This window comes from Novosphingobium sp. GW821-FHT09E05, from assembly GCF_059416165.1.
On record NZ_JBWKOQ010000001.1, the window covers coordinates 427627 to 452663 of the forward strand.

Below are 25037 nucleotides of genomic sequence, written 5' to 3' on the forward strand. Positions count from 1 at the left end.
ATCTCGGCGCTAACCCCTCCTTGCGGTGGCCTTAAGCTGGCCCAGAACCGGGTAGCCATGGCCTGCGGCGATGACGAGCCATTCGCCGTCGTCGCGGTTCTCGATGGCAGGATGGATGCGCGAGACCGGGTGGGCGGCGATGTCCGCCAGCGCATCGTCGTGGCAGCCGTACCGGGCGAGGCGTTCGAGATTGCGGCGGGTGGGGAAGATCACCGAGATGTCGCCCCGGTCCGCCATGTCCAGCGCCTGCGCCGCGCTCACCCAGAACAGGCGCGTGTTTTCTGTCGCATCGACGGCGATGTCGACCGCCCCGGTGCCGAGATCGGTCACGAAGAAGCGGGTGTCGAAGGCCTTGTCCCATAAGGGACACCAGTGCGCGAACAGGGTCAGCGCGCCGGGTTCGAGTTCCCAGCCGAACCGCTCCAGCACGGTGTCCAGCCGCCCCGTCTCCAGCAGCAGCGCGCGCGCCGCCGCCGCCTCCGCCGCGCCGACCGGCCGGCGCGTGGCGATCATCAGGCCGGTTTCCTCCAGCGTCTCGCGGATGGCGGCGATGCGCGCCGAGGCGATCTCCTCGGCTTCGTCGGGGAGAAGGCGGCGGGCGAGTTCGTAGTCGCCGGGATCGACCCGGCCGCCGGGGAAGACCGCAGCGCCGCCGGCGAAGCGCATCTCCTTGGCGCGCTGCACCATCAGCAGGTCGGGCGGCCCGCCCCCGGCAGAGCGGCGGAAGATCACCACGGTTGCGGCAGGTACGACGCTGGGGCCATCGGCGGGCATCGGCCGGTCGGAAGGAGCACTGAAGGACATGCCCGGGATGTCGCGCGCAAGGGCCGGACGGGCAAGCGGAAACTGCCTCGCTCCGGCGCGAACGAGGTGTCGGGCTGGCTTACACATGGGTGCGTAGCGGCTAAAGTCCATTGGCCCGAACTCGCGATTTTCCGGGCGATAATGGAAACTGGCACGGGCCATGCTTATGGTTTCATGTACCCCGAGAAGCAGTCTCGATAGAGGCGGGGCCGATCAGTCTCACGGCCCCGCCTCCCCGAGAATTCCGGTACGCTTGCCAGAAACAATTACGCTGAGCACGAGGTCTTCCGGCTGACGGCGCAAAAAAGCCCGGGCGTTTCCACCCGGGCCTTCGAAACTCGGCAATGCCGCGAGCGGATCAGCCCTGCGCGGCGATCCCGGCGTCGGCGACGAGCTGGTGCAGTTCGCCGGCTTCGTACATTTCCATCATGATATCGCTGCCGCCCACGAACTCGCCCTTGATGTAGAGCTGGGGGATCGTCGGCCATTCCGAGAACGACTTGATGCCCTGGCGGATTTCCATGTCCTGCAACACGTCGACCGTCTCATACGGGACGGCGAGATGCTCGAGGATAGCGATCGCGCGGCTCGAGAAGCCGCACTGCGGGAACAGCGGCGTGCCCTTCATGAACAGGACCACGTCGTTGCTGTTTACGATGTCGCCGATGCGGGCGTTGACGTCGGACATTTTCGAATAACCTCTAACTGTATGCGACGTCAGTTGGGGACGGCGGTGGTGAGTTGCAAGGCGTGGAGCACGCCGCCCATGCGGCCGCCCAGTGCTTCGTAGACCAGCTTGTGCTGGGCGACACGGGGCTTGCCGACGAAAGTAGCCGAAACGACGTGCGCGGAATAGTGGTCACCGTCGCCGGCGAGGTCGGTGATGGTCACCTCGGCATCCGGGAGCGCATCGCGGATGAGGGTTTCGATTTCGGTGGCGGTCATGCCCATGACGGTAATTCCTTAACCCAGGAAGGCGCGGCGCGCCTCGACCTGCTTGGCTTCCAGCGCGGCGCGGATCTCGCCTTCGCTGGTATCGACGCCGGCGGCGGTAAGGTCGCCGAGCAGCTTGCGGATGACGTCCTCGTCGCCGGCTTCCTCAAAGTCTGCCTGGACGACGGACTTGGCATAGGCGTCGGTTTCTGCCGGAGAGAGGCTCATGCGAACGGCCGCCCACTCGCCGACGAGGCGGTTGCGGCGGGCCTGGATGCGGAACAGGGTATCAGCGTCGTGCGCGAACCTGGCTTCCTCCGCGCGCTCGCGATCCTCAAAACTCGTCATCGGACAACCTCGATTGATAGCGCCTCGCAAATGCGAAGGCGCGATGCTCGGGTAAGCCGATACGTGGAGGCGGGAGCAGGTTCAATCCCGATTCGACCGATCCTCCCCCGCGAGGCGGGAGGATCGCCGTTTCAGTTCACGCTGGCCGGCGTCTTCGCCAGGAACGGCAGGCCGCCGCGCGCCTTGGCCTCGTAGGCCGAGATCGCGTCGCCCTGCGCCATGGTCAGGCCCACTTCGTCGAGGCCGTTGAGCAGGCAGTGCTTGCGGAAGGCGTCGATCTCGAAGGTGAAGCGGTCCTGGAATGGGGTGGTCACCGTCTGCGTTTCGAGGTTGATGTCGATGGGGTCGGTCTGGGCCACTTCCATCAGCCGGTCGACAGCCTCCTGCGGCAGCGCCACGGTGAGAATCCCGTTCTTGAAGGCGTTGCCCGAGAAGATGTCCGAGAAGCTCGGCGCGATCACGCAGGTCACGCCCATGTCGAGCAGGGCCCAGGCCGCGTGTTCACGGCTGGAGCCGCAGCCGAAGTTGTCGCCCGCGATGAGGATCGGAGCATCGGCGTTGGCGGGGTCGGTGAAGACGTTGCCCGGCTCCTTCTTCACGGCCTCGAACGCGCCGCGGCCCAGGCCGTCACGGGTGACGGTCTTGAGCCAGTGCGCCGGGATGATGACGTCGGTGTCGACGTTCTTGCGGCCGAAGGGGATCGCCTTGCCGGCGACGTGGTTGATAGCCTGCATCAGTCCGTCTCGGTGGGGTAATGCGGTGCGGTGCTGGTGGCGCCGGGCTTGCCGTCGGCCTTCTTGCGGTCGCTGCGGCGCTTCACGAAGAGCAGCGCGGCCGCAATGGCGGCGGAACCGATGGCGGCGCCGGCGGCGAGGGCGGCCTTGCCGGCCAGCGAGTTGTCGTTGTCGTCGGACATGAGGGTTATCCTATCAGTTGGCGGCAGCGAGTTCGGCGGGCGCGAGATCGCGCACGTCGGTCAGCTTGCCGGTGACGGCGGCGGCGGCGGCCATCGCCGGGCTCATCAGGTGGGTGCGCGCACCCGGACCCTGGCGGCCGGTGAAGTTGCGATTGCTGGTGGAAGCGCAGCGCTCGCCCGAGGGGACCTTGTCCGGGTTCATGGCAAGGCAGGCCGAGCAGCCCGGCTCGCGCCATTCCAGCCCTGCGTCGATGATGATCTTGTCGAGACCCTCGGCCTCGGCCTGTTCCTTGACGAGGCCCGAGCCGGGGACGACGATCGCCCACTTGACGTTCTCGGCCTTGTGGCGGCCCTTGAGCACTTCGGCAGCGGCGCGAATGTCCTCGATGCGGCTGTTAGTGCAGCTGCCGATGAAGACGTTCTGCACTTCGACGTCTGTCAGCCGGGTGCCCGGTGTCAGGCCCATGTATTCCAGGCTCACCTTGACCGCGTCGCGCTTGGAGGCGTCGGCGAAGTCTTCGGGCGCGGGGACCACGCCGCCAATGCCCGAGGTGTCCTCGGGGCTGGTGCCCCAGGTGACGGTGGGCTGGATGTCCTCGGCGCGGATAAAGACGGACTTGTCGTAAGTCGCGCCCGCGTCGGTGGCGAGGCCCTTCCACCAGGGGAGCGCCTTGTCCCAGTCCTCGCCCTTGGGCGCGTAGGGGCGGCCCTGCACATAGGCGAAAGTGGTTTCGTCGGGTGCGACGAGGCCAGCGCGGGCACCTGCCTCGATCGCCATGTTGCAGACGGTCAGGCGGCCCTCGATGGACATCTCCTCGAAGACGTTGCCGCAGAACTCGATGACATGGCCCGTGCCGCCGCCGGTGCCGACGACGCCGATGATGTGCAGGACGACGTCCTTGGGCGAGACGCCGGCGCCGAGCTTGCCTTCGACGCGGACCTCGAAGGTCTTGGACTGCTTGAGCAGCAGCGTCTGCGTGGCGAGCACGTGCTCGACCTCGCTGGTGCCGATGCCGAAGGCCAGCGCGCCGATGCCGCCGTGGCACGCCGTATGGCTGTCGCCGCAGACGATGGTCGCGCCGGGGAGCGAGAAGCCCTGCTCAGGGCCGACGACATGGACGATGCCCTGTTCGCGGTCGGTGTCGGCGATATAGCGGATGCCGAAGGCGGGCGCGTTCTTCTCGAGCATGTCGAGCTGCTGCGCGCTTTCGCGGTCGGCGATGGGCACGCGGTTGCCGGCCGCATCCTTGCGCGCAGTGGTGGGCAGGTTGTGGTCGGGCACCGCGAGGGTAAGGTCGGGACGGCGCACCGGGCGGCCGGCAGCGCGAAGGCTTTCGAAAGCCTGCGGGCTCGTCACTTCGTGGACGAGGTGCCGGTCGATATAGACGAGGCAGGTGCCGTCGTCGCGTGTGTCGACGACGTGGGCGTCCCAGATCTTCTGGTAGAGGGTGCGCGGTGTGGTTGTCATGATAAGGCGCGATTAAGCGCGCGAGGCCTGCAATTCAAGGGGCAAGGCCATTCGGCTGGAAAGTTTGGCGAAACTTTCATTCAAATCAATGCGCATTTCTGATCTATCGTTGCTTTAAGGCAACCTTTGCCTCGTTATGCGAGACGAGCCCGACCTTTCGGCCGGGCGCGTTAGAATGTCCGCCCGCTCAGCGGTGCCGCCGATCATGGTGGACCGGGGCGTGATGAGCTGGAGCACGATGGGCCACGCGGTGATGGACCACGCGGCGGTGCTCGACGTGGGGTTTGGGTGCGTGGCGAACGTGGTGCACCGGCTTGCGATGCTCCGCGCGTTGGTCGTGATGGCGCGGCGCTGCTTCGGCGACGGTGGGGGCCAGCGACGCCATGCCGATCAGGGCGGCAAGTGCGGGCGCGACGATCTTGGTGAACTTGCGCATGGGTGAATCTCCTCTGAGGGATGCGGATTGGAGCGGGGATAGAACCGCGATCGGTAAGGATGGCTGCCATATCCCCGAAAAATCAGGCTATTTGCCGATCAGCCGCGCCGGCCGTCGTAGTCGCGGCGTTCCATGTGCAGGGCGACGTAGACCTTGTTGACGCCGTTCTGGAGCGCGCGCGTCTCCTGCCTGCTCAGGCCGCCGCGGTTGTAGTTCACATAGAGACGCTGCAGGTTGACCGCGTCGCGGCGCAGTCCAGTGGCTTCGCGCTGCGAGATCGTGCGGCGCGCGGCGGCGCGGTCGATCTGGGCGCGCAGGCCCTGGATGTCCGAGCGGATGTTGAAGCTGCGGTTCGGGGTCGGGCGCGCCGCCTGGTGACGGTTCTGGCTGTAGGGTGCGGCCTCGGCGATGGTCGGAGCAACGGCCGATAGGCCGAGCACGGCGACGAGGGCAGGGGCGACGATCTTGGTGAACTTGCGCATGATAAGCACTCCTTGTCTGAAACCTTAAGGTTGGGAGGGGCTGACCTCACTTCCGATGCATTCAGGTTTAGGGCCATCAAGCTGAACGGCAGAGATATGACTCGTCGCATAAAGGTCTGCGATTGTAAGAGAGTGTCGCAAGTCGCGCCGCGGCTGCTATAAGGCGGCGCATGTCGCTCATCGCCGTGATCCTTGTCGTTTCCGCCTCTGTCGCTGCGATGGAACTTGTCGCTTGGTCGAGCCACAAGTACGTGATGCACGGCTTCGGCTGGGCATGGCACCGCGACCATCACGAACCACACGACAAGCTGCTCGAGAAGAACGACCTCTTCGCGCTGTTCGGCGCCGGGATCAGCGTGGGCATGTTCGCGTCGGGCTCGCCGATGGTGATGGGCTCGGCGGCATGGGAGCCGGGCACCTGGATCGGGCTCGGCGTGCTGGTCTACGGGGTCATCTATACGCTGATCCATGACGGCCTCGTCCACCAGCGGTACTTCCGCTGGGTGCCCAAGCGCGGCTACGCCAAGAGGCTGGTGCAGGCGCACAAGCTGCACCATGCCACGATCGGCAAGGAAGGCGGCGTCAGCTTCGGCTTCGTCGTCGCGCGCGATCCGGCGGCGTTGAAGCGCGAGCTGCGGGAACAGCGGATGCGCGGCATTGCCGTGCTGCGCGAGGCCATCGACGAGCGCTGAGGCCAAACGTCTCCGCGAAGGCGGGGGCCGCTTGGGACTTTTTTAGGCGATAGCTTGCGTTGGGCCGTGCAGCGGGCGGCCATGAGCCGGGGCTGCTTTACCAGTGGTCCCCGGTAAAGCCGGGGACGACGTCAGTTCGTCACTCCGCCCTGGTCCAGATCCACGTCCCGATCGTCGCCAGCACGGCGAGGGGAATCAAAGTCCACCAGCCCCCGGCGGTGTACCACACCACCACAACGCTCAGCGCCATCGAGAGGATCGCCGCGATCTTGCCCTTGCGGCTTATCGCGCGGCGGTCGCGCCAGGCGCGCAGGTGGTGGCCGTGGGTGGGATGGGCATAGAGCCGCTCGGCCCATTCGGGGTGGCTGTTCGAGAAGCACCACGCCGCCAGCAGGTAGAATACCACTGTTGGCAGCAGCGGCACGAAGATGCCCAGCGTTCCCAGCCCGACGAAGAACACCCCGCCGGCAATCCAGAGCGGCCGGCTAATCCTGCGCATAGCGGGCCGCGGTCTCCCGGATCAGCGCGATCATGTTGGGGATGCCCTGCGTGCGGTTGGACGAGAGCTGGTTCTTGAGATCGAACGGAGCGAGGGCATCGGTGATGTCGGTAGCGGCGACGGTGGCGGCGGGCCGGTCCTGCACCGCGGCGATCACCAGCGCAACGATGCCCTTGGTGATACCGGCGTTGCTGTCGGCCAGGAAGTGCAGGGTGCCGTCCTCGCGGGCGGTGGGATAGACCCAGACGCTGGCCGAGCAACCGCGCACCTTGGTGGCGTCGGTCTTGAGCGCGTCCGGCATCTCGTCCAGCTCACGGCCCAGGTCGATGAGCAGGCGATAGCGTTCGTCGCCATCGAGGAATTCATACTCTTCGCGGATATCGTCGAGGCTGCGCATGGACTTGGCATTTAAGGCGGAAGGGCTGCAGGGCAAGGGGGAGATTGCCCCGGCGCCGGGTTGCTGTAGGGATTGCATGAAAATACGACCAACATCATCAGACAAAACCAACAACCTACCTTCGTCATTCCCGCGAAAGCGGGAACCCATCTCCGGTGCTTTCCGATGGTCTGACGTCGGAGATCGATCCCCGCCTTCGCGGGGATGACGAAGAAGGGTGCGGGTCAAGGGAATGCTATGACGGACCAGCGAAGCCACCCCTTCCACGACATGCACGAGCACGGCTTCGTGCGCGTCGCCGCCTCCACCCCGCGCGTGCGGACCGCCGACGTCGCCTTCAACCTGGGCGCCGTGCTGGCCGAGGCGCGCCGCGCGCACGAGGCGCATGTCGACCTGCTGGTGTTCCCTGAACTGTGCCTGTCGTCCTACGCCATCGACGACCTGCACCTGCAGGGTGCGATGATAGAGGCGGTAGAGGCCGCGATCGCCGACGTGGTGAAAGCCAGTGCCGACCTTTCCCCGGTGCTGCTGGTCGGCGCGGCGCTGCTGCGCAAGGGTCGCCTCTTCAACTGCGCGCTCGCCATCGCCCATGGCAAGCTGCTGGGCGCGGTCCCCAAGTCGTACCTCCCCAACTACCGAGAGTTCTACGAGAAGCGCTGGTTCGCCAGCGGCAAGGCGATTCGCAATGCCACGATCACGGTCAACGGCGAGGAGGTGCCCTTCGGCGTGGACCTCGTCTTCGCCTCCGAGGTCCTGCCCAGCTTCCGCTTCTTCGCCGAGATCTGCGAGGACTTCTGGGCGCCCACTCCGCCAAGCTCGCTGGGCGCTATGGCCGGGGCAACGATCCTGGCCAACCTCTCGGCCTCGAACATCGTGATCGGCAAGTCGGACGAGCGCCACATGCTCTGCCGCTCGCAGTCGGCGCGCGCGGTGGCGGCTTACGTCTACTGCGCGGCGGGGCACGGCGAGAGCACGACCGACCTCGCGTGGGACGGGCAGGGGATCGTCTACGAACTGGGCGACCTGCTCGCCGAATCGGAGCGCTTCTCGCTCGCGCCCGAACTATGCATCGCCGACGTCGATTGCGACCGCATCGTCATGGACCGGGCGCGCGTGCCGACCTTCAACGACGCCGCCGAACTGGCCGGCTCGCCCGAGGAGACCTTCCGCACCGTCCGCTTCGACCATGTTCCGGCCAGGGGCGACATCGGGCTCATCCGCCCGCTCGGCCGTTTCCCCTTCGTCCCCGCGCGCGCCGACAAGCTCGATGCGGACTGCTACGAGGCGTTCAACATCCAGGTCGACGGGCTGATGCGGCGAATGGAATCGACCGCCGCCAAGTCGCTGGTGATCGGCATCTCGGGCGGGCTCGATTCGACCCATGCGCTGATCGTCGCCGCGCGCGCCTGCGACCGGTTGGGCCTGCCCCGCACCACGATCCGGGGCTACACGATGCCCGGCTTCGGGACGAGCGATGGCACCAAGGCCAACGCCTGGAAGCTGATGGAGGCGGTCGGCATCACGGCGGAGGAAATCGACATCCGCCCTGCCGCGACAACCATGCTCACCGACATCGGCCATGCCTTCGCGGACGGTCAGCCGGTCTACGACGTGACGTTCGAGAACGTCCAGGCGGGCCTGCGCACCGACTACCTGTTCCGCCTCGCCAGCCAGCATTCGGGCTTCGTGGTCGGCACCGGGGACCTGTCGGAGCTGGCGCTGGGGTGGTGTACCTATGGCGTCGGCGACCAGATGAGCCATTACGCGGTCAACGCCGGCGTGCCCAAGACGCTGATCCAGTACCTGATCCGCTGGTGCGCGACGACCGACCAGTTCAGCGCCTCGACCGAGGACGTCCTCCTCGCCATCCTCGCCACCGAAATCTCGCCCGAGCTGGTGCCTGCAGGCGCGGACGGCGCGATCCAGAGCACCGAGGCGAAGATCGGGCCCTACGAGCTCAATGACTTCTTCCTCCACCACATCGTGCGCTTCGGGCAGAAACCGTCGAAGGTCGCGTTCCTGGCGTGGCACGCCTGGCGTGATGCGGCGGCGGGGGCGTGGCCGGCGGGCTTCCCCGAGGCCAAGAAGAACGCATACGACCTTGCGACGATCCGTGCGTGGCTGGAGAAGTTCCTGCGGCGCTTCTTCGCGTTCAGCCAGTTCAAGCGTTCGGCCATTCCCAACGGCCCGAAGGTATCCTCCGGCGGCGCCCTGTCCCCGCGCGGAGACTGGCGCGCGCCGTCCGACGCCAGCGCGGCGGTGTGGCTGGCGGAACTCGACGCAAGGATGCCGTAGGCGCCGTCAGGCGCGGGGTGCTTGACGGCGGTAGCTGAGCGCTTCGGCCACGTGGACGCGCCCGACCGTCTCCGCCCCGGCGAGGTCGGCGATGGTACGCGCGACCCTCAGAATACGGGTATAGCCGCGCGCGGAAAGGCGCATCGCCTCCGCCGCCTGCAGCAGCAGGCGCCTTCCGGCTTCGTCCGGGGTGGCGTGGCGTTCGAGCAGGTCGCCGTCGAGTTCGGCATTGGTGCGCGCCGGGACGCCTTCGAGCCGCGCGGTCTGCCGCTGGCGCGCTCTTTCGACGCGTGCGGCCACGTCCTCGCTTCCCTCGGCGGGCGGGGGCAGGGCGAGGTCGGCGGCGCGCACGGGATCGACCTCGACGTGGAGGTCGATGCGGTCGAGCAGCGGGCCGCTGACCTTGCTCTGGTAGTCCGCGGCGCAGCGCGGCGCGCGGGAGCAGGCGAGCGCCGGGTCGCCAAGGTGCCCGCAGCGGCACGGGTTCATCGCCGCGATCAGCTGCACCCGCGCCGGGTAGGTTAGGTGGGCATTGGCGCGCGCGACGGTGACTTCACCGGTTTCCAGTGGCTGGCGCAGCGAATCGAGAGCCTGACGCTGGAATTCGGGCAGCTCGTCGAGGAACAGGACGCCCAGGTGCGCCATCGACACCTCGCCGGGCCGCACCTTGAGCCCGCCGCCGGTCAGTGCCGCGATCGAGGCGGAGTGGTGCGGCGAGCGGTAGGGCCGCGCCCGGCTGATCCGTCCGCCCTCCAGCGTTCCGGCGACCGAGGCGACCATCGACACCTCCAGCGCCTCTCCCGGCGTCAGCTCGGGCAGGATACCGGGCAGGCACGAGGCGAGCAGCGACTTGCCCGCGCCCGGCGGCCCGACCATCAGCAGGTTATGGGAGCCTGCCGCCGCGATCTCCAGCGCGCGGCGGGCGACTTCCTGCCCCTTGACCTGCCGCATGTCGGGCCCTCGCCGCGGCGCCTCTACACTGCCGGGCTGCGGCACGGGGAGGGTCTGGGTGCCCTTGAGGTGGTTGAGCAGGCTGATGAGGTTGGGCGCGGCGATCACCGGCACTCCGCTGGCCCAGCGCGCCTCCGACCCCTGCGCGGCGGGGCAGATGAGGCCCTTGTCGCCCTCGCTCGCATGGATCGCGGCGAGCAGGACGCCGGGCGAGGGGATCACCCGGCCGTCGAGCGCGAGTTCGCCGACTGCCACGAAGTCCGCGATCAGCTCGGCGTCCACGACGCCCATCGCCGCCAGCAGCGCCAGCGCCACGGGCAGGTCGTAGTGCGAGCCTTCCTTGGGCAGGTCTGCGGGGGAGAGGTTGATGGTGATGCGCTTTGGGGGCAGCGCCAGTCCCATCGCCGTGAGCGCGGCGCTGACCCGCTGACGACTTTCGCCCACCGCCTTGTCGGGGAGGCCGACGAGCGTGAAACCCGGTATGCCCGGTGCGATCTGGCACTGCACCTCTACGGCGCGTGCCTCGAGCCCGAGGTACGCGACGGTCGAGACGAGTGCGACCACGAAATTCCCCTTTTTCACATAAGTAATTCAACAGAACAGGAACAATGTTGTAACGGTTCATCATCACGCCGCTATTGCGTATTTTATACCTTACAGCGTTTTAACCCCGCTTGTGAGGCAGAAGGTAAGGCCGCGTCCCTAGGGTCCGGGCATGCGCTCGCTCACTGCATGCCTTGGCCTTGCCTGCCTGTACGCCGCTTCCCCCCTGTCGGCGCAGGTGATCGAGTACGAGACCGTCGAAGTGGGTGCCGACCGTTTCGACAGCGGTGGCGAGCGCAGCCTCTTTACCGTGCCGGCTTTCGAAGCCGGCACGGTCCTCACCCCCCCGACCGTCCCCGAGGACGCGGCGGCCTATGGGCCGTTCCGCGTGCTCGGCGACGACCGCGCCGCGCTGGTCGACGTCACCGACGGGCGCAGTCCCGCGCTGTTCGCCGCCATGCTGCGCGACCATCCCGGCATCGCCACGATCGAGATGGTCGAGTGCCCCGGCACCGAGGACGATCTCGCCAACCTGCGGCTTGGCCGGATGATCCGCGAGCGAGGTATCGCCACGCATGTGCCCGCCGGCGGTTCGGTCCGCTCGGGCGGCGTCGAGCTGTTCCTCGCGGGTGCCCACCGCTACGTCGATCCGGGCGCGGAGTTCGCGGTCCATTCCTGGCAGGACGACACCGGGCTGGAGCCGGGCGACTATTCGGCCAATGCGCCCGAGAATCGCCGCTACCTCGATTACTACCGGCAGATGGGCATGAGCCCGATCGAGGCCGAGGCCTTCTACGGCATGACCAATTCGGTGCCGTTCTCGTCCGCGCGCTGGTTCGGCGCGGGAGAGATGGGATTATGGGTCACGCCCGAGAACGCCGGGTCCTGAGCGGCCGTTTTTCTTTCGCCTTCGAACAGCCGTCATCCGAACAGCCGCGCCATCCAGCCACGACGGGGCGGCGGCGTCGCCCCGGATGCCTTCAGCAGGTAATTGGCCAGTACCGCGGCCTGGCTGTTGGTCATCATGACCTTGGTGCGGAATGGGTCTTCGCCATGCTCCCAGGTGGCGCGCTCGACGGTCTGGATCTCGAGTACCAGGCTTTCACCCAGGTCTTGCGAGCGCCAGCCGACGAGCACGCCGAAACGCTCGGTCGGTTCGTCCTGCATCGTCGGTTCCCCCCGTCTCCAGGCGCGACTGCATCGCTGGGCGGTATCCTGCCGTGCATGATCTCCCATCGCTGTGCGGTCCGCCATACTGGTAAATCGGGAAGGATCCGGTACGGGCTTGGGGCGGGTTGTGCTTGGCTTCCCGACGCGCGTTGGCGAGCACTCGGCCTTGACTCTGGAGCGGTGCTTCAGTATCGGCGCCCCAGAGTTCAGCGGTCGTCCGGTCCGGGCGGCCCTTTTTGTTCAGGTCCTTCGGGGCCAAGTTGGTATTTCGAGGACTGACATGAAGCGCACTTTCCAGCCCAGCCGCCTTGTTCGCGCCCGCCGTCACGGCTTCCGCGCCCGCGGTGCGACCGTCGGTGGCCGCAACGTGCTTCGTGCACGCCGCGCTCGCGGCCGCAAGAAGCTCTCGGCCTGATTCGCCGGTAACGGCAGGGGTTCGTCCCCTGCCCAAGCGGCGCCAGTTGATGCCTTCGCCGACGGGTGGAGGTATCAACTGGCGCCGTTTTGCTTTGGTGCGAATCGCCTTCGTCAAAGGATGGTATTCGCTTCGGAGGATCCCTAGCTTCCCGCCATGGCAGACGCCTACACGACCCTGACCCGCCGTTCGGACTTCCTCGCCGCCAATCACGGCCTGCGAGTCGCGCGGCCCGGATTCGTGCTGCTCGCCAAGGCGAACGAGGGGCTGGGGCGGCGCGCCGGGATCACGGTAACCAAGAAGATCGGCAACGCCGTCGTGCGAAACCGTATGAAGCGACGCTTTCGGGCGCTGCTGCGCGAACTGCTGCACGACCACGGCTTGCCGGATACCGACCACGTCCTGATCGGCCGTGAGGGCGGTATCGAACGCGATTTCGCGGCGCTGCGCAGCGAACTGGTCGCGGCATTCGGCCGGGCGCGCGAGGGCAAGGGCGATTCGCCCCGCCCCCATGGACGCAAGCGCGGACCTCGCAAGTGAAGCGGGCGCTTCGCTTCGTCGTCTCGATTCCCGGACTCCTCCTTATCGGCATCGCGCGTCTCTGGCAGATAGGCCCTTCCGCGATCATGCCGCCGACCTGCCGCTACACCCCGTCGTGCTCGCAATACGCGATAGAGGCGGTGCGCAGGCACGGTGCGATTAAGGGTGGATGGCTGGCGCTCTGGCGTCTATTGCGCTGCCAACCGTGGGGCGGGCACGGTCACGATCCTGTCCCGGACTGAAATAGAACGACCTTGAAGTGAAGCGCAGCGGCCAGCCGCCGCCGCCGACCGGCAATACGAGCAGGAAACAAGCCTTCGTGGAAAAGCAGCGCAACATCATCCTCGCGGTCGTGCTGACCGCGCTCGTCCTGTTCGGATGGGAAGCCGGGGTCGGCTACTTCTACCCGCAGGCCAAGACGCCGGTGCAGACCGTCGCGGCAGGCGGTGCGGAGAACGCCACCAGCCCGACCAAGCCCACCCGCGAAGGCGGCCTGCGCGATGCGGCCGACGTCGCGCTCGAGACGCAGGACCTCAAGAGTGCGCTTGCCTCGGGCGGCCGCGTTCCGATCGCGGCGCCTGGCCTCTCGGGCTCGATCAACCTGACCGGCGCTATCGTCGACGATCTCGTGCTCAACCGCCACCGCGAGACGGTGGAGAAGAATTCCGGCCCGGTGCGCATCTACTCGCCCGCCGGAACCCCGGCGCAGCAGTTCGCGCAGGTCGGCTGGGTCGGTGAGGGCGGCGTCGCCGCTCCCGGCGCACAGACGGTGTGGACCGCGCCCGCCGGCGCGAAGCTGACGCCGACGACGCCGCTGACGCTGACCTGGGCCAACTCCACCGGCCAGCGTTTCGCGATCACCTATTCGATCGACAAGGACTACATGATCACGGCCGCGCAGACGGTCGAGAACGCCGGCGGCGGCGCGGTCACGGTCAAGCCCTTCGCGCTCGTCAACCGCACCGACAAGACCTCGAGCCTCGACACCTGGAACGTCCACTCGGGTCCGATCGGCGCTTTCGACGGTTCGGTCACCTTCGCGAACAACTACAAGGACGTGCTCGAGGCCCAGACCGTCACCGGGACCGGCCGCACCGACTGGATCGGCTTCACCGACGTCTACTGGATGTCGAGCCTGATCCCCGTCGGCACCAAGGCCGAAGGCACTTTCCGCTCGCTCGGCAACTCGATCTTCCGCGCCGACCTCGTCTACGACCAGCAGGTCCTCCAGCCGCGCCAGCGCCTGACGGTGACCACCAAGCTGTTCGCCGGCGCCAAGGAGCACACCGTCCTCGACACGTACGAGAAGCAGGGCATCGCCAACTTCGGTCTCGCGATCGACTGGGGCTGGTTCCGCTGGTTCGAGAAGCCGATCTTCTGGCTGCTGACCTCGCTGTTCAAGCTGACAGGCAACTTCGGCGTCGCGATCATCCTGCTGACCGCCATCGTGCGCGGCATCATGTTCCCGGTCGCCCAGCGCGGCTTCGCCTCGATGGCGGCGATGCGCGCGATCCAGCCGAAGATGAAGGCGCTGCAGGAGCGCTACAAGGACGACAAGCAGAAGCAGCAGCAGGAGATCATGGCCCTCTACAAGAAGGAGGGGGTCAACCCGATGGCCGGGTGCCTGCCGATGTTCCTGCAGATCCCGGTGTTCTTCGCGCTCTACAAGACGCTGATGCTGGCGATCGAGATGCGCCACCAGCCCTTCGTGCTGTGGATCAAGGACCTCTCGGCGCCCGATCCGCTGCACATCCTCAACCTGTTCGGCCTGCTCGACTTCCAGCCGCCCGCGTTCCTCGCGATCGGCGTGCTGGCGTTGCTGCTGGGCCTGACGATGTTCCTGCAGTTCAAGCTCAACCCCGCGCAGATGGACCCGGCGCAGCAGCAGGTCTTCATGATCATGCCCTGGTTCATGATGTTCGTGATGGCGCCGTTCGCCTCGGGCCTGCTGGTCTACTGGATCACCTCGAACCTGCTGACCATCGCGCAGCAGAAGTACCTCTACAGCCGCCACCCGCAGCTGAAGGCACAGCAGGAGAAGGACGCGGCCGACAAGACCCGCGCCCTCGAGCGCGACAAGGGCGCAAAGGCCTGACTATGGATGACGAACAGGCCCAGGCCGACCTCACCGAACGCGCGCGCAAGCTCTTCTCCGGACCGGTGACGTTCCTGAAGAGCGCGCCCGCGCTCAAGTTCCTGCCCGATCCCGACGTTCCCGAGGTCGCCTTCGCCGGCCGCTCGAACGTCGGCAAGTCCTCGCTGCTGAACGCGCTGGTCGGCCGCAAGGCGATCGCGCGCACCTCGGTGACGCCGGGCCGCACGCAGGAGCTGAACTTCTTCGACGTCGGCGAGCCGCTCAAGTTCCGCCTCGTCGACATGCCCGGCTACGGCTTCGCCAAGGCACCGCCCAAGGTGACCGAGGAATGGCGCCGCCTGGTCCGCGACTACCTGCGCGGCCGGGTCGAGCTCAAGCGCACGCTGGTGCTGATCGATTCGCGCCACGGCGTGAAGCAGGTCGACGTCGACATGCTCAAGATGCTCGACGAGGCCGCGGTGGGCTATCGCCTCGTCCTCACCAAGGCGGACAAGATCAAGGCCAGCGAGCTGGAAGCGGTCCACGCGGCCACTCTCGTCGAGGCGCGCAAGCACCCGGCGGCCTATCCGGTGGTCCACGTCACCAGCTCGGAAAAGGGCATGGGCATCGAGGAACTGCGCGCCGCTGTGCTGGGCGACGCGGAAACGTGAAACTAGCTTCGTCCCCGGCTTGACCGGGGACCGGTGGGTACTTTTGAGGCGGTAGCTTGTCCTCGATCGCTGCAGCGCGCGGCGCTCAGGTCTCAACTATCGTCATCCTCGCCTCCGTGGGGATGACGAAGAGTGTTTCGCGGGCAGGATTGTCACATCCGAATCCGCTGCAACCATTCCGTCACCTATCGCGTACACACTCGAATCCCGAGTTTTCCATTGTGACGATTGCGTGACAGCTCCGGCTCACCTATGGGCCGCGCTCCATTTGCGTCAGGGATGAAAAAGGAGTCTCGCCGATGCGCCAGATTGCCGTTCTTCCCTACCGTACCGTCGGGCCCGCCGTCGACGCCCCGATCCAGATTCTGCTCATCACCTCGCGCCAGACCCGGCGCTGGGTAATTCCCAAGGGCGGGCTGATGAAGGGCATGGCCCCGCACACCGCCGCCTCGGTGGAAGCGGAGGAGGAAGCCGGCGTGCTCGGCGCGACCTGCCCGGTGCCGCTGGGGTCCTACCGCTACCGCAAGCGCCGCAATTCGGGTGCCTGGGTCTGGGCCGACGTCGACGTCTATCCCTTCGCCGTCACCGACGAGCTGGAGACCTGGGACGAGCAGCACCAGCGCGAACGCCGCTGGTTCCCGCTTGCCGAGGCTGCGCGCGCGGTCGAAGAGGAAGACCTGCGCGCGCTCATCCGTTCCTTCGGCGCGCGCGAGTTCCGCGCCGCCGCCAGTCCCGCGCGCTTCATCGGCGCAATGGCCGATACCGTGGCCGACAAGACAGGGGTTACCGCCATGTTCGCCTGGTTCCAGAAGCTGCTGCCCGAACAGGGCAATTTCTTCGACCTCTTCGAGCGGCAGGCCGCCACGCTGGTCGCCGGCGCCGATGCGCTCGCGCGTCTGGCACAGGGCGGGGCGGGCCGCGCCCAGCACATCCGCGAAATCGCCGAGCGCGAGCACGACGCAGACGACATCACCCGCGAAGTGCTCCAGACCGTGCGCCGCAGCTTCCTGACGCCGTTTGACCGTTCGGCGATCACCAGCCTCATCAACACGATGGACGATGCCATCGACGAGATGCAGCACACCGCCAATGCCTCGGACCTCTACGAAGTCGTCGAGTTCGAGCCCGAGATGCGGGACATGGCGGCGATCATCGTCGATGCCGCGCGCCTGACGGCGGAAGCCATGCCGCTGCTGCGCCGGATCGGCGACAACGGCCACCGCCTGCACGAACTGACCGAGCGCCTCGTGCGCATGGAAGGCCACGCCGACGAGATCCACGCCGCCGGCCTCAAGCGCCTGTTCAAGGCCGATTCGGGCCCCAACGGCGAGCGCGGCGACCCGATGCACTTCTTCGTGCGCCAGGAAATGTTCAAGCGCCTGGAACGCGTGGTCGACCGCTTCGAGGATCTCGCCAACGAGATCGACGGCCTGGTCATCGACCACTCCTGATCCGATGGACCACAGCCTTGCCCTGCCGCTGCTGATCGGCCTCGTCGCGCTGGCGCTGGCGTTCGACTTCCTGAACGGGCTGCACGACGCCGCCAACGCCATCGCGACCGTGGTGGCGACGCGCCTGCTTTCGCCGGTGGTGGCGGTGCTGTTCGCGGCGGCCGGCAACTTCGCGGCCTACTTCTTCATGGGCCTGCATGTCGCCGAGACGGTGGGCAAGGGCATCATCAACGTCGACGCGGTGACGCCCGCCGTGGTGTTCGGCGCGCTGGTCGGCGCGATGTTCTGGAACGTGCTGACCTGGATCAAGGGCATACCCTCCAGCTCCAGCCACGCGCTGATCGGCGGCCTCCTGGGTGCAGGCATCGCGCATGGCGGTTTCGCCGTGGTCGAGAGTTCGGGCACCTTGAAAACCATCGCGGCGATCTTCGTGTCGCCGGTGCTGGGCTTCGTCATCGCCATGCTGCTGATGCTGGTCACCAGCTGGCTGTTCAAGGGCGTCAGCCCGCGCCAGTCGAACGGCATCTTCAAGACGCTGCACCTGTTCTCCAGCGCCGCCTACTCGATCAGCCACGGCGGTAACGACGCGCAGAAGACCATGGGCATCATCGCGGTGCTGCTCTACTCGACCGGGCACATGACCGGCGAGTTCCACGTGCCCGAATGGGTGGTGCTCTCGTGCTACCTGGCGATCTCGATCGGCACGCTGTCGGGCGGGTGGAAGATCATCAAGACGATGGGCTCCAAGCTCACCAAGCTCAACCACCACTCGGGCTTCTGCGCTTCCACCGCCGGCTCGATCGTGGTCTTCGGGGCGAGCGCGATGGGCATCCCGGTCTCGACCACCCACGCCATCACCGGCTCGATCGTCGGCACCGGTGCCGCGCGGCGCGCCAGCGCGGTGCGCTGGTCGGTGGCGAGCAAGGTGATCGTCGCCTGGTTCATCACCATCCCGGCGAGCGCTGCCGTGGGCGCGCTGTTCTACACGATCACGCGGGTGTTCTGAGGGGGAGTGGGCATATCCCACCTTCGTTCGTCATTCCCGCCAAGGCGGGAACCCATCTCCTGACCGCGCCTGCCGAACCGGCATCAGCTGGGGCCCCGCCTTCGCGGGGATGACGAAGACAGGGCTGAAAGCGGCCAAGGTCCGGGCCGTGCCTCCATTTTCCTACAGCGGCGGACCCTGCTACCTTCGCGCAGGTTCTTTCGCATCGTCGCCGTCCCGCCCGCTTTCGCCCGCAAGTACGAATGCGCCGTGCATGCATTTCATCAACTAACTCCCCACCCCGGACCGGCCACCCGGACCGCGCAGGATTAAATTCATGTCATCGCCGGAGCTTTCCCGGCCTCGACACGCCGCCGCCCAGCCCCTAGGCCGCGCACTCAGCCACCCGAGGAACGCCGCCCCGTGAAGCTCATCATCGGCAACAAGAACTATTCCAGCTGGTCGCTGCGCGGCTGGCTCGCGTGCCGGCAGTCGGGCCTGCACTTCGAGGAACTGACCGTCCCGCTCTACGGCGAGGAATGGGAAGCGCTCAAGCGCAGTTCGGACGACCTGGCGCCCAGCCACGGCAAGGTGCCGATCCTGTGGGACGGCGACGCGGTGGTGTGGGACAGCCTCGCCATCGTCGACTACCTCGCCGACAAGGTGGGCCGCGACCGCTTCTGGCCCAAGGCCGACGACGCCCGCGCCATGGCGCGCTCGATGGTGGCGGAAATGCACTCCAGCTACCTCTCGCTGCGCCGCACCTGCCCGATGAACATTCGCTCGCGGGTGGAACTGCCGGGGGTCGACGAGGATACCCGCGCCGACATCGTGCGCATCCTCACCCTCTGGGCCGAGGCACGGGCGCGCTTCGGCAAGGGCGGGCCGTTCCTGTTCGGCACCTTCGGCGCGGCGGACCTGTTCTACGCCCCGGTGGTGAGCCGCTTCCTGACCTACGGCATCGGCGTCCCCGGCTTCGCGCAGGCCTACATGCAGGCGGTGTGGGAGCACGAATGGATGCAGGCCTGGATCAACGCCGCCGAGGCCGAGGACTGGGTCATCGAGCAGTTCGAAAAGCCGATGGCCTGAGATGACCTTGCGCAAGGTCCTGACCTTCCTCGCCGCCCTGTCGGTGGTGTTTTCCAGCCCTGCGATGGCCTGGGGCGCGATGGGCCACCGCACCGTCGGCGCGATCGCCATGGCCAACGTCAAGCCGTCCACGCGCGCTGCGATCCGCGACCTGCTGCGCCATCAGGGCCAGCTCGACACCCCCAAGTGCCGCATGGGCACCCTTGAGGACGCGGCGACCTGGCCCGACTGCATCAAGGGCGAGCAGTGGCGCTGGGCCTACGCGAACTCGTGGCACTACCACGACCAGCCAATCTGCGGGACGTTCGACATCAAGGCCCACTGCCGCGACGGCCTGTGCGCCACCGCGCAGATCGACCGGGATGCCAGGCTGCTCGCCAATCGCAAGCTGGCGCCGGTGCTGCGGCTGGAAGCGCTCTCGTTCCTCGTCCACTTCGTCGGCGACATCCACCAGCCGCTCCACATCGGCGAGAACGAGGACATGGGCGGCAACGCGGTCAAGGCTGACTACGGCATCGCGCCGGGCCGCAACCTGCACTCGATCTGGGACGGCGTCCTTGCCGAGCGCGCCATCACCTCGGCGCCGAGCCTGGTGCGCCGCTACAGCGCGGAGGAGAAAGCCCGGCTCGCCACCGGCACGGTCGAGGATTGGGAGCGCGAAAGCTGGCAGGTCAGCCGCGACTTCCTCTACCCCCTCGCGTTCGGCGGCAAGCTGCCCTGTGACGTCAAGGAACCGCAGAAGGTGGTCTGGAGCAACGAGGCGATCGAGCAGGCGATCCCGGTGATCGACGAACGCATCGAGCGCTCCGGCCTGCGCCTCGCCAAGATGCTCGACGCGGCGCTGGGCTGATCTACCGCAGGCGTTCGGTCGCGTAAGGCGTGCCGTTCTTGTGGAAGTATCCGTCGGCGTCGAACATCATATCGATGTCGGAATAGCCGCCGCTGCCGTCCTTGTTGCCGGCGCTGATGGCGATGAAGCTGCAGTCCGCCTCGCTCTCGTTGACGAGGTGGTGGCCGTCGGTGACGCCCTTGGCCCAGGCGCAGACGTCGCCGGGCCTCAGGACGGTGCGGCCGCCATCCTCGATGAGCACCGCCTCGCCGGTGAGCATGACGAGCAGTTCGTCCTCGTCATCATGCCAGTGGCGCTGACTGGACCAGCCGCCGGGCTTGAGCACGACGTGGCTCGCGCCCATCTTGGTCAGCCCGCCGACGGGGGCGAGGCGGCGCCACCAGCGGCCCGCTACCGCGGCGTCGAACGGGGCAGGATAGCCCGTCGCGTTGGACTGCGGGATCGCTTCGATATCGAGCTTGGGCATGGCACCGCGCTCCTCCCTATGGTCATGGCCCCTATGGCCTTGCCTCGCCTCTTGTGCGATGGCCCGGACCTATGTCCCAGACCGTCTCCTCCTCCGCAAGCGTCCTCGAACTTGCCGAAGCCCTGATCGCCTGCCCGAGCGTGACGCCTGCCACCGGCATGGTGTTCGACTGCCTGGAAGGCCAGCTTGCCCCGCTCGGCTTCGAAGTGACGCGCTTCGTGGCGGGAGAGGCGCCGGACGGGCCGGTCGAGAACCTCTTCGCGGTGCGGCGCGGCCCGCCCGGCTCGCGGCACCTCGCCTTCGCCGGGCACCTCGACGTGGTGCCGCCCGGCGAGGGCTGGACCAGCGGTCCATTCTTGCCCGAGAGGCGCGGGGACCTGCTCTACGGGCGCGGCGCGGTCGACATGAAGGGCTCGACCGCGGCGATGGTCGCGGCCGTGGCAGACATTCCGGCCGAAGCAGGCACCGTCAGCTTCGTCATCACCGGCGACGAGGAAGGCCCGGCGCGCTACGGCACCCTCGCCCTGATCGACCTGATGCGCGAGAAGGGCGAGATCCCCGACCTCTGCCTCGTCGGCGAACCCACTTCGGTCAACCGGCTGGGCGACATGATGAAGGTCGGCCGGCGCGGTTCGGTCAACATCTGGCTCGAGGTCGAGGGCGTGCAGGGCCACGTCGCCTACCCGCACCTTGCCGACAACCCGATCACCAGGCTGGTCGCGATGCTGGCCGAACTGGGCGCCATGGTGCTCGACGAGGGCACCGACTGGTTCCAGGCCAGCAACCTCGAAATCACTGACGTCGCCTGCGGCAACCCCACCACCAACGTCATCCCGGGCAAGACGAGCGCGCGGATCTCGATCCGCTTCAACGACCTCCACACCGGCGAGGGTCTCGCGAGCCGGGTCGCGGAGATTGCGCAAGCCCACGGCGGCACCGCCCGCGCGGTGATCTCGGGCGAGGCGTTCCTGACGCAGCCGGGCGCCTTCTCGGACCTGCTGGCCGAGGCGATCGAGGCGGAGACCGGCATCGCGCCCGAGCTTTCGACCAGCGGCGGCACCTCCGACGCCCGGTTCCTCAAGGACCTGTCGCCGGTCATCGAGTTCGGCCTGTGCAACGCGACGATGCACAAGCGCGACGAGGCGGTGGCGATTGCCGATCTCGAGGCGCTGGTGCGCATCTACCGCCGGGTGGTCCTCGCCGCCCTCGCATAGTGGTTCGGGGACTGCGGCCCCGCTGCCGTTGACCCACCGGGCCCTGCTGTTAGGTTCCGGGGCAGGGCTTTCGGGCAGTTTCGGTACGAGGTACGCATGGGCAGGCGCCTGACGCTCTATATCATCATCGGCATGGTCCTGGGGATCGTGGCCGGGTGGATACTCCATTCCAGCCTGGCGGCGGACGATCAGCGGCTCGCGTTGTGGGCCGACTACTTCAAGCTGCTGCCCGACGTCTTCCTCAAGCTGATCAAGATGATCATCGCGCCGCTGGTCTTCGCGACCATCGTCACCGGCATCGCCGGCATGGGCGACAGTGCGGCGCTGGGCCGTATCGGCGGCAAGGCGATCGCCTGGTTCCTGAGCGCGAGCCTGATCTCGCTCGGCCTGGGGCTGTTGCTGGTCAACCTGTTCAAGCCGGGTGTCGGCGCGGGCCTTGAACCGGCTGAAGACCTCGGCAAGCTCGACACCGCCGAACTGACGCTGCGCCATTTCATCCTCGAGATATTCCCCAGCAGCGCCTTCGATGCGATGGCGAACAACAACATCCTGCAGATCCTCGTGTTCTCGCTGTTCGTGGGCGTCGGCCTCACCGCCATTGGAGAAAAGGGCGCGCCGGTGGTGCGCGGCGCCGAGGCGCTGGCCGAGCTGATGCTGCAGATCACCGGCTACGTCATGCGCTTCGCCCCCTTCGCGGTGTTCGGCGCGCTCGCCGGCGTGATCGGCACGCGGGGCCTGGGCATCATCGTGACTTACGGCGTGCTGGTGAGCGAGTTCTACTTCGCCATGTTCCTGCTGTGGGTGCTGCTGTTCCTGGTGGGCGGCCTTTTCCTGGGTGGGCGGGTGGTCACGCTGTTCCGCTACATCCGCGAGCCGCTGTTGCTCAGCTTCTCGACCGCGTCGTCCGAGGCGAGCCTGCCCAAGCTGTTCGAGCAGCTCGACCGCTTCGGCGTCCCGCGCCGCGTCTCGGGCTTCATCCTGCCGCTGGGCTACAGCTTCAACCTCGACGGCTCGATGATCTACATGAGCTTTGCGTCGATCTTCATCGCGCAGGCTTACGGCATCCACGTGCCCATCGGTTCGCAGATCCTCATGCTGCTGACGCTGATGGTGAGTTCCAAGGGCATCGCCGGGGTGCCGCGCGCCAGCCTCGTGGTGATCGCGGCGACCCTCTCGCAGTTCGGCCTGCCGGTGGAAGGCATCGCGCTATTGCTGGGGGTCGACACCTTCCTCGACATGGGGCGCTCGGCGACCAACGTGGTCGGCAACGCCGTCGCCACGGCGGTCATCACGCGCAGCGAGGGCATGCTCCAGCCGCTGCACGACCCCGACGCCGACGTGCCGCCAGCGCCGACCGACAGCACCTCGAAAGGGCGCCACGGGCTCAACATCGACCCCGAGCAATACGAGGCCTGAGCCCCTATCGCGCCAGCTTCACCGGGACGAAGGGCGCCAGCCCGCAGCCCGGGCCGCGCTGGTAGCTGCCGCCGTATTGCTGGAGCGGATAGATGATATCCTGCCGGCACAGCTGCGAGAGCGAGGTCTCGTAGGTGAACGTGTCGGCCGCCTTGAGCCCACTGCAGCGGTTGGGCAGCGTCACCCGCCAGACTTTGTTCCCGGCGCCGCCGATGAAGTCGATCGTGTTGTCGTCGCGGATGCGGGTATTGGAGAACTGCGTGAGCGGCAGGCAGTCGCGCGGCTCGCCGATGGCTTGGGCGGCGGGCGAGGGGGCCGGCGTCTCGCGCGTTTCCCCCTGCGTGCAGGCGGCAGTCATGAGCAGCAGTATAGCTGCGGGGCCTTTTTTCATGGCGTTATCCTCTCCTTGCCGGTGGGCACGTCAGGGCGAGTGTCTGCCCAACCGTCCCTGCCTGCAAGACGTAGCCGTCAGGCGGCGGCCTTTTTCGCGCCCGCCTTCGCCTTGGGGTCCAGCACCTTGGGTTTGAACGCGCAGAGGTCCACTTCGGGGCAGCGCCAGCACTCGGGCGTGCGCGCCTTGCAGATGTAGCGGCCGTGGAGGATCAGCCAGTGATGCGCGCCGACCCGGAAGGGCTGGGGCACCTTCTTCTCCAGCTGCTTCTCAACCGCGAGCGGCGTCTTGCCCTTGGCGAGGCCGGTGCGGTTGCCGACGCGGAAGATGTGGGTGTCGACCGCGAAGGTCTCGGCGCCGAAGGCGCAGTTCATCACCACGTTGGCGGTCTTGCGTCCGACGCCGGGCAGTTCGACCATGGCGTCGCGGTCCGCCGGCACTTCGCCGCCGTGGCGGTCCACGAGGATCTGCGAGAGGGCGATGACGTTCTTGGCCTTGGTGTTGAACAGGCCGATGGTCTTGATGTGTGCCTTCAGGCCTTCCTCGCCCAGCTCGACCATCTGCGCGGGCGTCTTCACCTCGCGAAACAGCGCCCGCGTGGCCTTGTTGACGCCGACGTCGGTGGACTGCGCCGAGAGCGTCACGGCGACGAGCAGCTGGTAGGTATTGCCGAATTCCAGCTCGGTCTCGGGCGAGGGATTGGCCTCGGCGAGACGGCGGAAGAATTCGAAGACGTCGTCCTTCTTCAAAGACCGAGCACCTCGGGCATGGTGTAGCGGCCGGGCGCCTTGCCGACGAGCCACTGCGCCGCGCGCACCGCGCCCTTGGCAAAGATGCCCCGGTTCTCGGCAAGGTGCGAGAGCGAGAGGCGCTCGTTGTCGGCGAGGAAGTGGACGGTGTGATCGCCCGCGACGGAGCCGCCGCGCAGCGCCGCGAAGCCGATGGTGCCTGCCTCACGCTTGCCGGTGATGCCGTCGCGGCCGCGCACGGCGTTGTCTGCGAGCGGGACTTCGCGGCCTTGCGCGGCGGCCTCGCCAAGCAGCAGCGCAGTGCCCGAGGGCGCGTCCACCTTCATGCGGTGGTGGGTCTCGACGATCTCGATGTCCCAGTCCTCGCCGAGCCGTGCAGCGGCCTCGCGCACGAGATGGGCAAGCAGCGTGACGCCGAGCGAGGTGTTGCCGGTCTGGAGCACGGGGATCGAAGCGGCGGCATCGTCGATCAGCCAGTGGTGGCGCTCCTCGAGGCCGGTGGTGCCGATCACGATGGGCAAATTCGCGGCGATCGCGGCCTCGAGGTTGCCTTCGAGCGCACCGGGGCTGGAGAAGTCGATCAGGATGTCGGCCTTGGCGGCGATGGCGGCTACGTCGCCGTCCTTGTCGACGCCGCCCGCAAGATCCTCGCCCGCGTCGGCGATGGCCGCCGCGATCGCTTGGCCCATGCGCCCTTGGCTGCCGATGATTCCGATTCGCGTCACGTACTGTCTCCGTCGGCCCTACGCCTTTGCCAGCGCGAATGAAGCAAAGCCGAGGCTTCGACAAGCT

At 67.3% G+C, this 25037-nt stretch carries 31 protein-coding genes; 14 read left to right on the forward strand and 17 right to left on the reverse strand.

Annotated elements, in window-relative coordinates; translation table 11 throughout:
* Positions 1-9 precede the first annotated feature (9 nt).
* The 9 genes from AC07M9_RS02020 to AC07M9_RS02060 all read right to left on the reverse strand — a co-directional run bounded on the left by AC07M9_RS02020 (position 10) and on the right by AC07M9_RS02060 (position 5387).
* Positions 10-804 carry an NUDIX hydrolase gene (locus AC07M9_RS02020; RefSeq protein WP_494880897.1) on the reverse strand — a complete coding sequence of 265 codons (795 nt, stop codon included), beginning with the start codon at positions 802-804 and terminating at the stop codon, positions 10-12.
* 358 nt (positions 805-1162) lie between these two features.
* Positions 1163-1492 carry a Grx4 family monothiol glutaredoxin gene (gene grxD / locus AC07M9_RS02025; RefSeq protein ID WP_494880899.1) on the reverse strand — a complete coding sequence of 110 codons (330 nt, stop codon included), beginning with the start codon at positions 1490-1492 and terminating at the stop codon, positions 1163-1165.
* 29 nt (positions 1493-1521) lie between these two features.
* A complete protein-coding gene (locus AC07M9_RS02030; protein ID WP_494880901.1) occupies positions 1522-1755 on the reverse strand; it encodes a BolA family protein in 234 nt (77 codons plus the stop codon).
* A gap of 12 nt (positions 1756-1767) precedes the next feature.
* The gene (locus AC07M9_RS02035; RefSeq protein WP_007686972.1) at positions 1768-2085 is read right to left on the reverse strand and encodes a DUF1476 domain-containing protein; all 318 of its coding nucleotides are present in this window, start codon (positions 2083-2085) and stop codon (positions 1768-1770) included.
* Between the two features lie 131 nt (positions 2086-2216).
* On the reverse strand, positions 2217-2819 hold the full coding sequence (leuD, locus tag AC07M9_RS02040) for a 3-isopropylmalate dehydratase small subunit (protein WP_494880903.1): 603 nt from the start codon (positions 2817-2819) through the stop codon (positions 2217-2219).
* Entirely contained in the window at positions 2819-3001 is a 183-nt protein-coding gene (locus tag AC07M9_RS02045) for a hypothetical protein (protein ID WP_007686976.1), read from the reverse strand. Before AC07M9_RS02045 ends, leuD begins: the two co-directional genes overlap by 1 nt.
* 13 nt (positions 3002-3014) lie before the next feature.
* Complete coding sequence (gene leuC / locus AC07M9_RS02050; RefSeq protein ID WP_494880905.1) at positions 3015-4469, reverse strand: 3-isopropylmalate dehydratase large subunit; 1455 nt, start codon at positions 4467-4469, stop codon at positions 3015-3017.
* Between the two features lie 187 nt (positions 4470-4656).
* Positions 4657-4905 (reverse strand): hypothetical protein, encoded by a 249-nt coding sequence (locus tag AC07M9_RS02055; protein WP_494880907.1) that lies wholly within the window; start codon positions 4903-4905, stop codon positions 4657-4659.
* Positions 4906-5003: 98 nt separating this feature from the next.
* Positions 5004-5387: a hypothetical protein gene (locus AC07M9_RS02060; protein ID WP_494880909.1), complete on the reverse strand. Its 384-nt coding sequence runs from the start codon at positions 5385-5387 to the stop codon at positions 5004-5006.
* A 170-nt stretch (positions 5388-5557) separates the two neighbouring features.
* Here AC07M9_RS02060 and AC07M9_RS02065 point away from each other — a divergent pair, with 170 nt between their 5' ends.
* On the forward strand, positions 5558-6079 hold the full coding sequence (locus tag AC07M9_RS02065; RefSeq protein WP_494880911.1) for a sterol desaturase family protein: 522 nt from the start codon (positions 5558-5560) through the stop codon (positions 6077-6079).
* A 139-nt stretch (positions 6080-6218) separates the two neighbouring features.
* Here AC07M9_RS02065 and AC07M9_RS02070 read toward each other — a convergent pair whose 3' ends face one another.
* Positions 6219-6578, reverse strand: a complete 360-nt coding sequence (locus AC07M9_RS02070; protein ID WP_494880913.1) for a YbaN family protein — start codon at positions 6576-6578, stop codon at positions 6219-6221.
* Complete coding sequence (locus AC07M9_RS02075; RefSeq protein ID WP_494880915.1) at positions 6565-6975, reverse strand: SufE family protein; 411 nt, start codon at positions 6973-6975, stop codon at positions 6565-6567. Before AC07M9_RS02075 ends, AC07M9_RS02070 begins: the two co-directional genes overlap by 14 nt.
* A gap of 237 nt (positions 6976-7212) precedes the next feature.
* On the opposite strand from AC07M9_RS02075, the gene AC07M9_RS02080 reads away from it, so the two are divergent.
* Positions 7213-9270, forward strand: a complete 2058-nt coding sequence (locus AC07M9_RS02080) for an NAD(+) synthase (RefSeq protein WP_494880916.1) — start codon at positions 7213-7215, stop codon at positions 9268-9270.
* A 6-nt stretch (positions 9271-9276) separates the two neighbouring features.
* Here the strand turns inward: AC07M9_RS02080 and AC07M9_RS02085 are convergent, their stop codons facing one another.
* Entirely contained in the window at positions 9277-10785 is a 1509-nt protein-coding gene (locus AC07M9_RS02085; RefSeq protein WP_494880918.1) for a YifB family Mg chelatase-like AAA ATPase, read from the reverse strand.
* Positions 10786-10936: 151 nt separating this feature from the next.
* Between AC07M9_RS02085 and AC07M9_RS02090 the strand changes: the two genes are divergently transcribed.
* Positions 10937-11653, forward strand: a complete 717-nt coding sequence (locus AC07M9_RS02090; RefSeq protein ID WP_494880920.1) for an alpha/beta hydrolase — start codon at positions 10937-10939, stop codon at positions 11651-11653.
* Between the two features lie 32 nt (positions 11654-11685).
* Here AC07M9_RS02090 and AC07M9_RS02095 read toward each other — a convergent pair whose 3' ends face one another.
* Positions 11686-11931, reverse strand: a complete 246-nt coding sequence (locus AC07M9_RS02095; protein ID WP_494880922.1) for a hypothetical protein — start codon at positions 11929-11931, stop codon at positions 11686-11688.
* 283 nt (positions 11932-12214) lie between these two features.
* On the opposite strand from AC07M9_RS02095, the gene rpmH reads away from it, so the two are divergent.
* From rpmH to AC07M9_RS02140, 9 genes are all read left to right on the forward strand, one after another.
* Positions 12215-12349, forward strand: a complete 135-nt coding sequence (gene rpmH, locus AC07M9_RS02100; protein ID WP_007684233.1) for a 50S ribosomal protein L34 — start codon at positions 12215-12217, stop codon at positions 12347-12349.
* Positions 12350-12505: 156 nt separating this feature from the next.
* A complete protein-coding gene (gene rnpA, locus AC07M9_RS02105; RefSeq protein ID WP_494880925.1) occupies positions 12506-12889 on the forward strand; it encodes a ribonuclease P protein component in 384 nt (127 codons plus the stop codon).
* 26 nt (positions 12890-12915) lie between these two features.
* Positions 12916-13131 (forward strand): membrane protein insertion efficiency factor YidD, encoded by a 216-nt coding sequence (yidD, locus tag AC07M9_RS02110; protein WP_494883867.1) that lies wholly within the window; start codon positions 12916-12918, stop codon positions 13129-13131.
* Between the two features lie 77 nt (positions 13132-13208).
* Complete coding sequence (yidC, locus tag AC07M9_RS02115; protein WP_494880927.1) at positions 13209-14984, forward strand: membrane protein insertase YidC; 1776 nt, start codon at positions 13209-13211, stop codon at positions 14982-14984.
* Positions 14985-14986: 2 nt separating this feature from the next.
* On the forward strand, positions 14987-15634 hold the full coding sequence (gene yihA / locus AC07M9_RS02120) for a ribosome biogenesis GTP-binding protein YihA/YsxC (RefSeq protein WP_494880928.1): 648 nt from the start codon (positions 14987-14989) through the stop codon (positions 15632-15634).
* 299 nt (positions 15635-15933) lie between these two features.
* Positions 15934-17085, forward strand: a complete 1152-nt coding sequence (locus AC07M9_RS02125) for a DUF47 family protein (protein ID WP_494880930.1) — start codon at positions 15934-15936, stop codon at positions 17083-17085.
* Positions 17086-17089: 4 nt separating this feature from the next.
* Positions 17090-18091, forward strand: coding sequence for an inorganic phosphate transporter (locus tag AC07M9_RS02130; RefSeq protein ID WP_494880931.1), 1002 nt, complete (start codon positions 17090-17092; stop codon positions 18089-18091).
* A gap of 402 nt (positions 18092-18493) precedes the next feature.
* Positions 18494-19159 (forward strand): glutathione S-transferase family protein, encoded by a 666-nt coding sequence (locus tag AC07M9_RS02135; protein ID WP_494880932.1) that lies wholly within the window; start codon positions 18494-18496, stop codon positions 19157-19159.
* 1 nt (position 19160) lies between these two features.
* A complete protein-coding gene (locus AC07M9_RS02140; RefSeq protein ID WP_494880934.1) occupies positions 19161-20009 on the forward strand; it encodes a S1/P1 nuclease in 849 nt (282 codons plus the stop codon).
* A 1-nt stretch (position 20010) separates the two neighbouring features.
* On the opposite strand, the gene AC07M9_RS02145 is transcribed toward AC07M9_RS02140, so the two are convergent.
* Positions 20011-20475: a cupin domain-containing protein gene (locus tag AC07M9_RS02145; RefSeq protein WP_494880935.1), complete on the reverse strand. Its 465-nt coding sequence runs from the start codon at positions 20473-20475 to the stop codon at positions 20011-20013.
* Positions 20476-20546: 71 nt separating this feature from the next.
* Here AC07M9_RS02145 and dapE point away from each other — a divergent pair, with 71 nt between their 5' ends.
* Positions 20547-21689, forward strand: coding sequence for a succinyl-diaminopimelate desuccinylase (dapE, locus tag AC07M9_RS02150; protein ID WP_494880936.1), 1143 nt, complete (start codon positions 20547-20549; stop codon positions 21687-21689).
* Between the two features lie 96 nt (positions 21690-21785).
* Positions 21786-23105, forward strand: coding sequence for a dicarboxylate/amino acid:cation symporter (locus AC07M9_RS02155; RefSeq protein ID WP_494880937.1), 1320 nt, complete (start codon positions 21786-21788; stop codon positions 23103-23105).
* A 4-nt stretch (positions 23106-23109) separates the two neighbouring features.
* Here the strand turns inward: AC07M9_RS02155 and AC07M9_RS02160 are convergent, their stop codons facing one another.
* From AC07M9_RS02160 to dapB, 3 genes are all read right to left on the reverse strand, one after another.
* Entirely contained in the window at positions 23110-23496 is a 387-nt protein-coding gene (locus AC07M9_RS02160) for a hypothetical protein (RefSeq protein WP_494880938.1), read from the reverse strand.
* A gap of 77 nt (positions 23497-23573) precedes the next feature.
* Positions 23574-24245 (reverse strand): endonuclease III, encoded by a 672-nt coding sequence (nth, locus tag AC07M9_RS02165; protein WP_494880939.1) that lies wholly within the window; start codon positions 24243-24245, stop codon positions 23574-23576.
* Entirely contained in the window at positions 24242-24970 is a 729-nt protein-coding gene (gene dapB, locus AC07M9_RS02170) for a 4-hydroxy-tetrahydrodipicolinate reductase (RefSeq protein ID WP_494880941.1), read from the reverse strand. The genes nth and dapB overlap by 4 nt, the downstream gene beginning before the upstream one ends.
* Positions 24971-25037 lie beyond the last annotated feature (67 nt).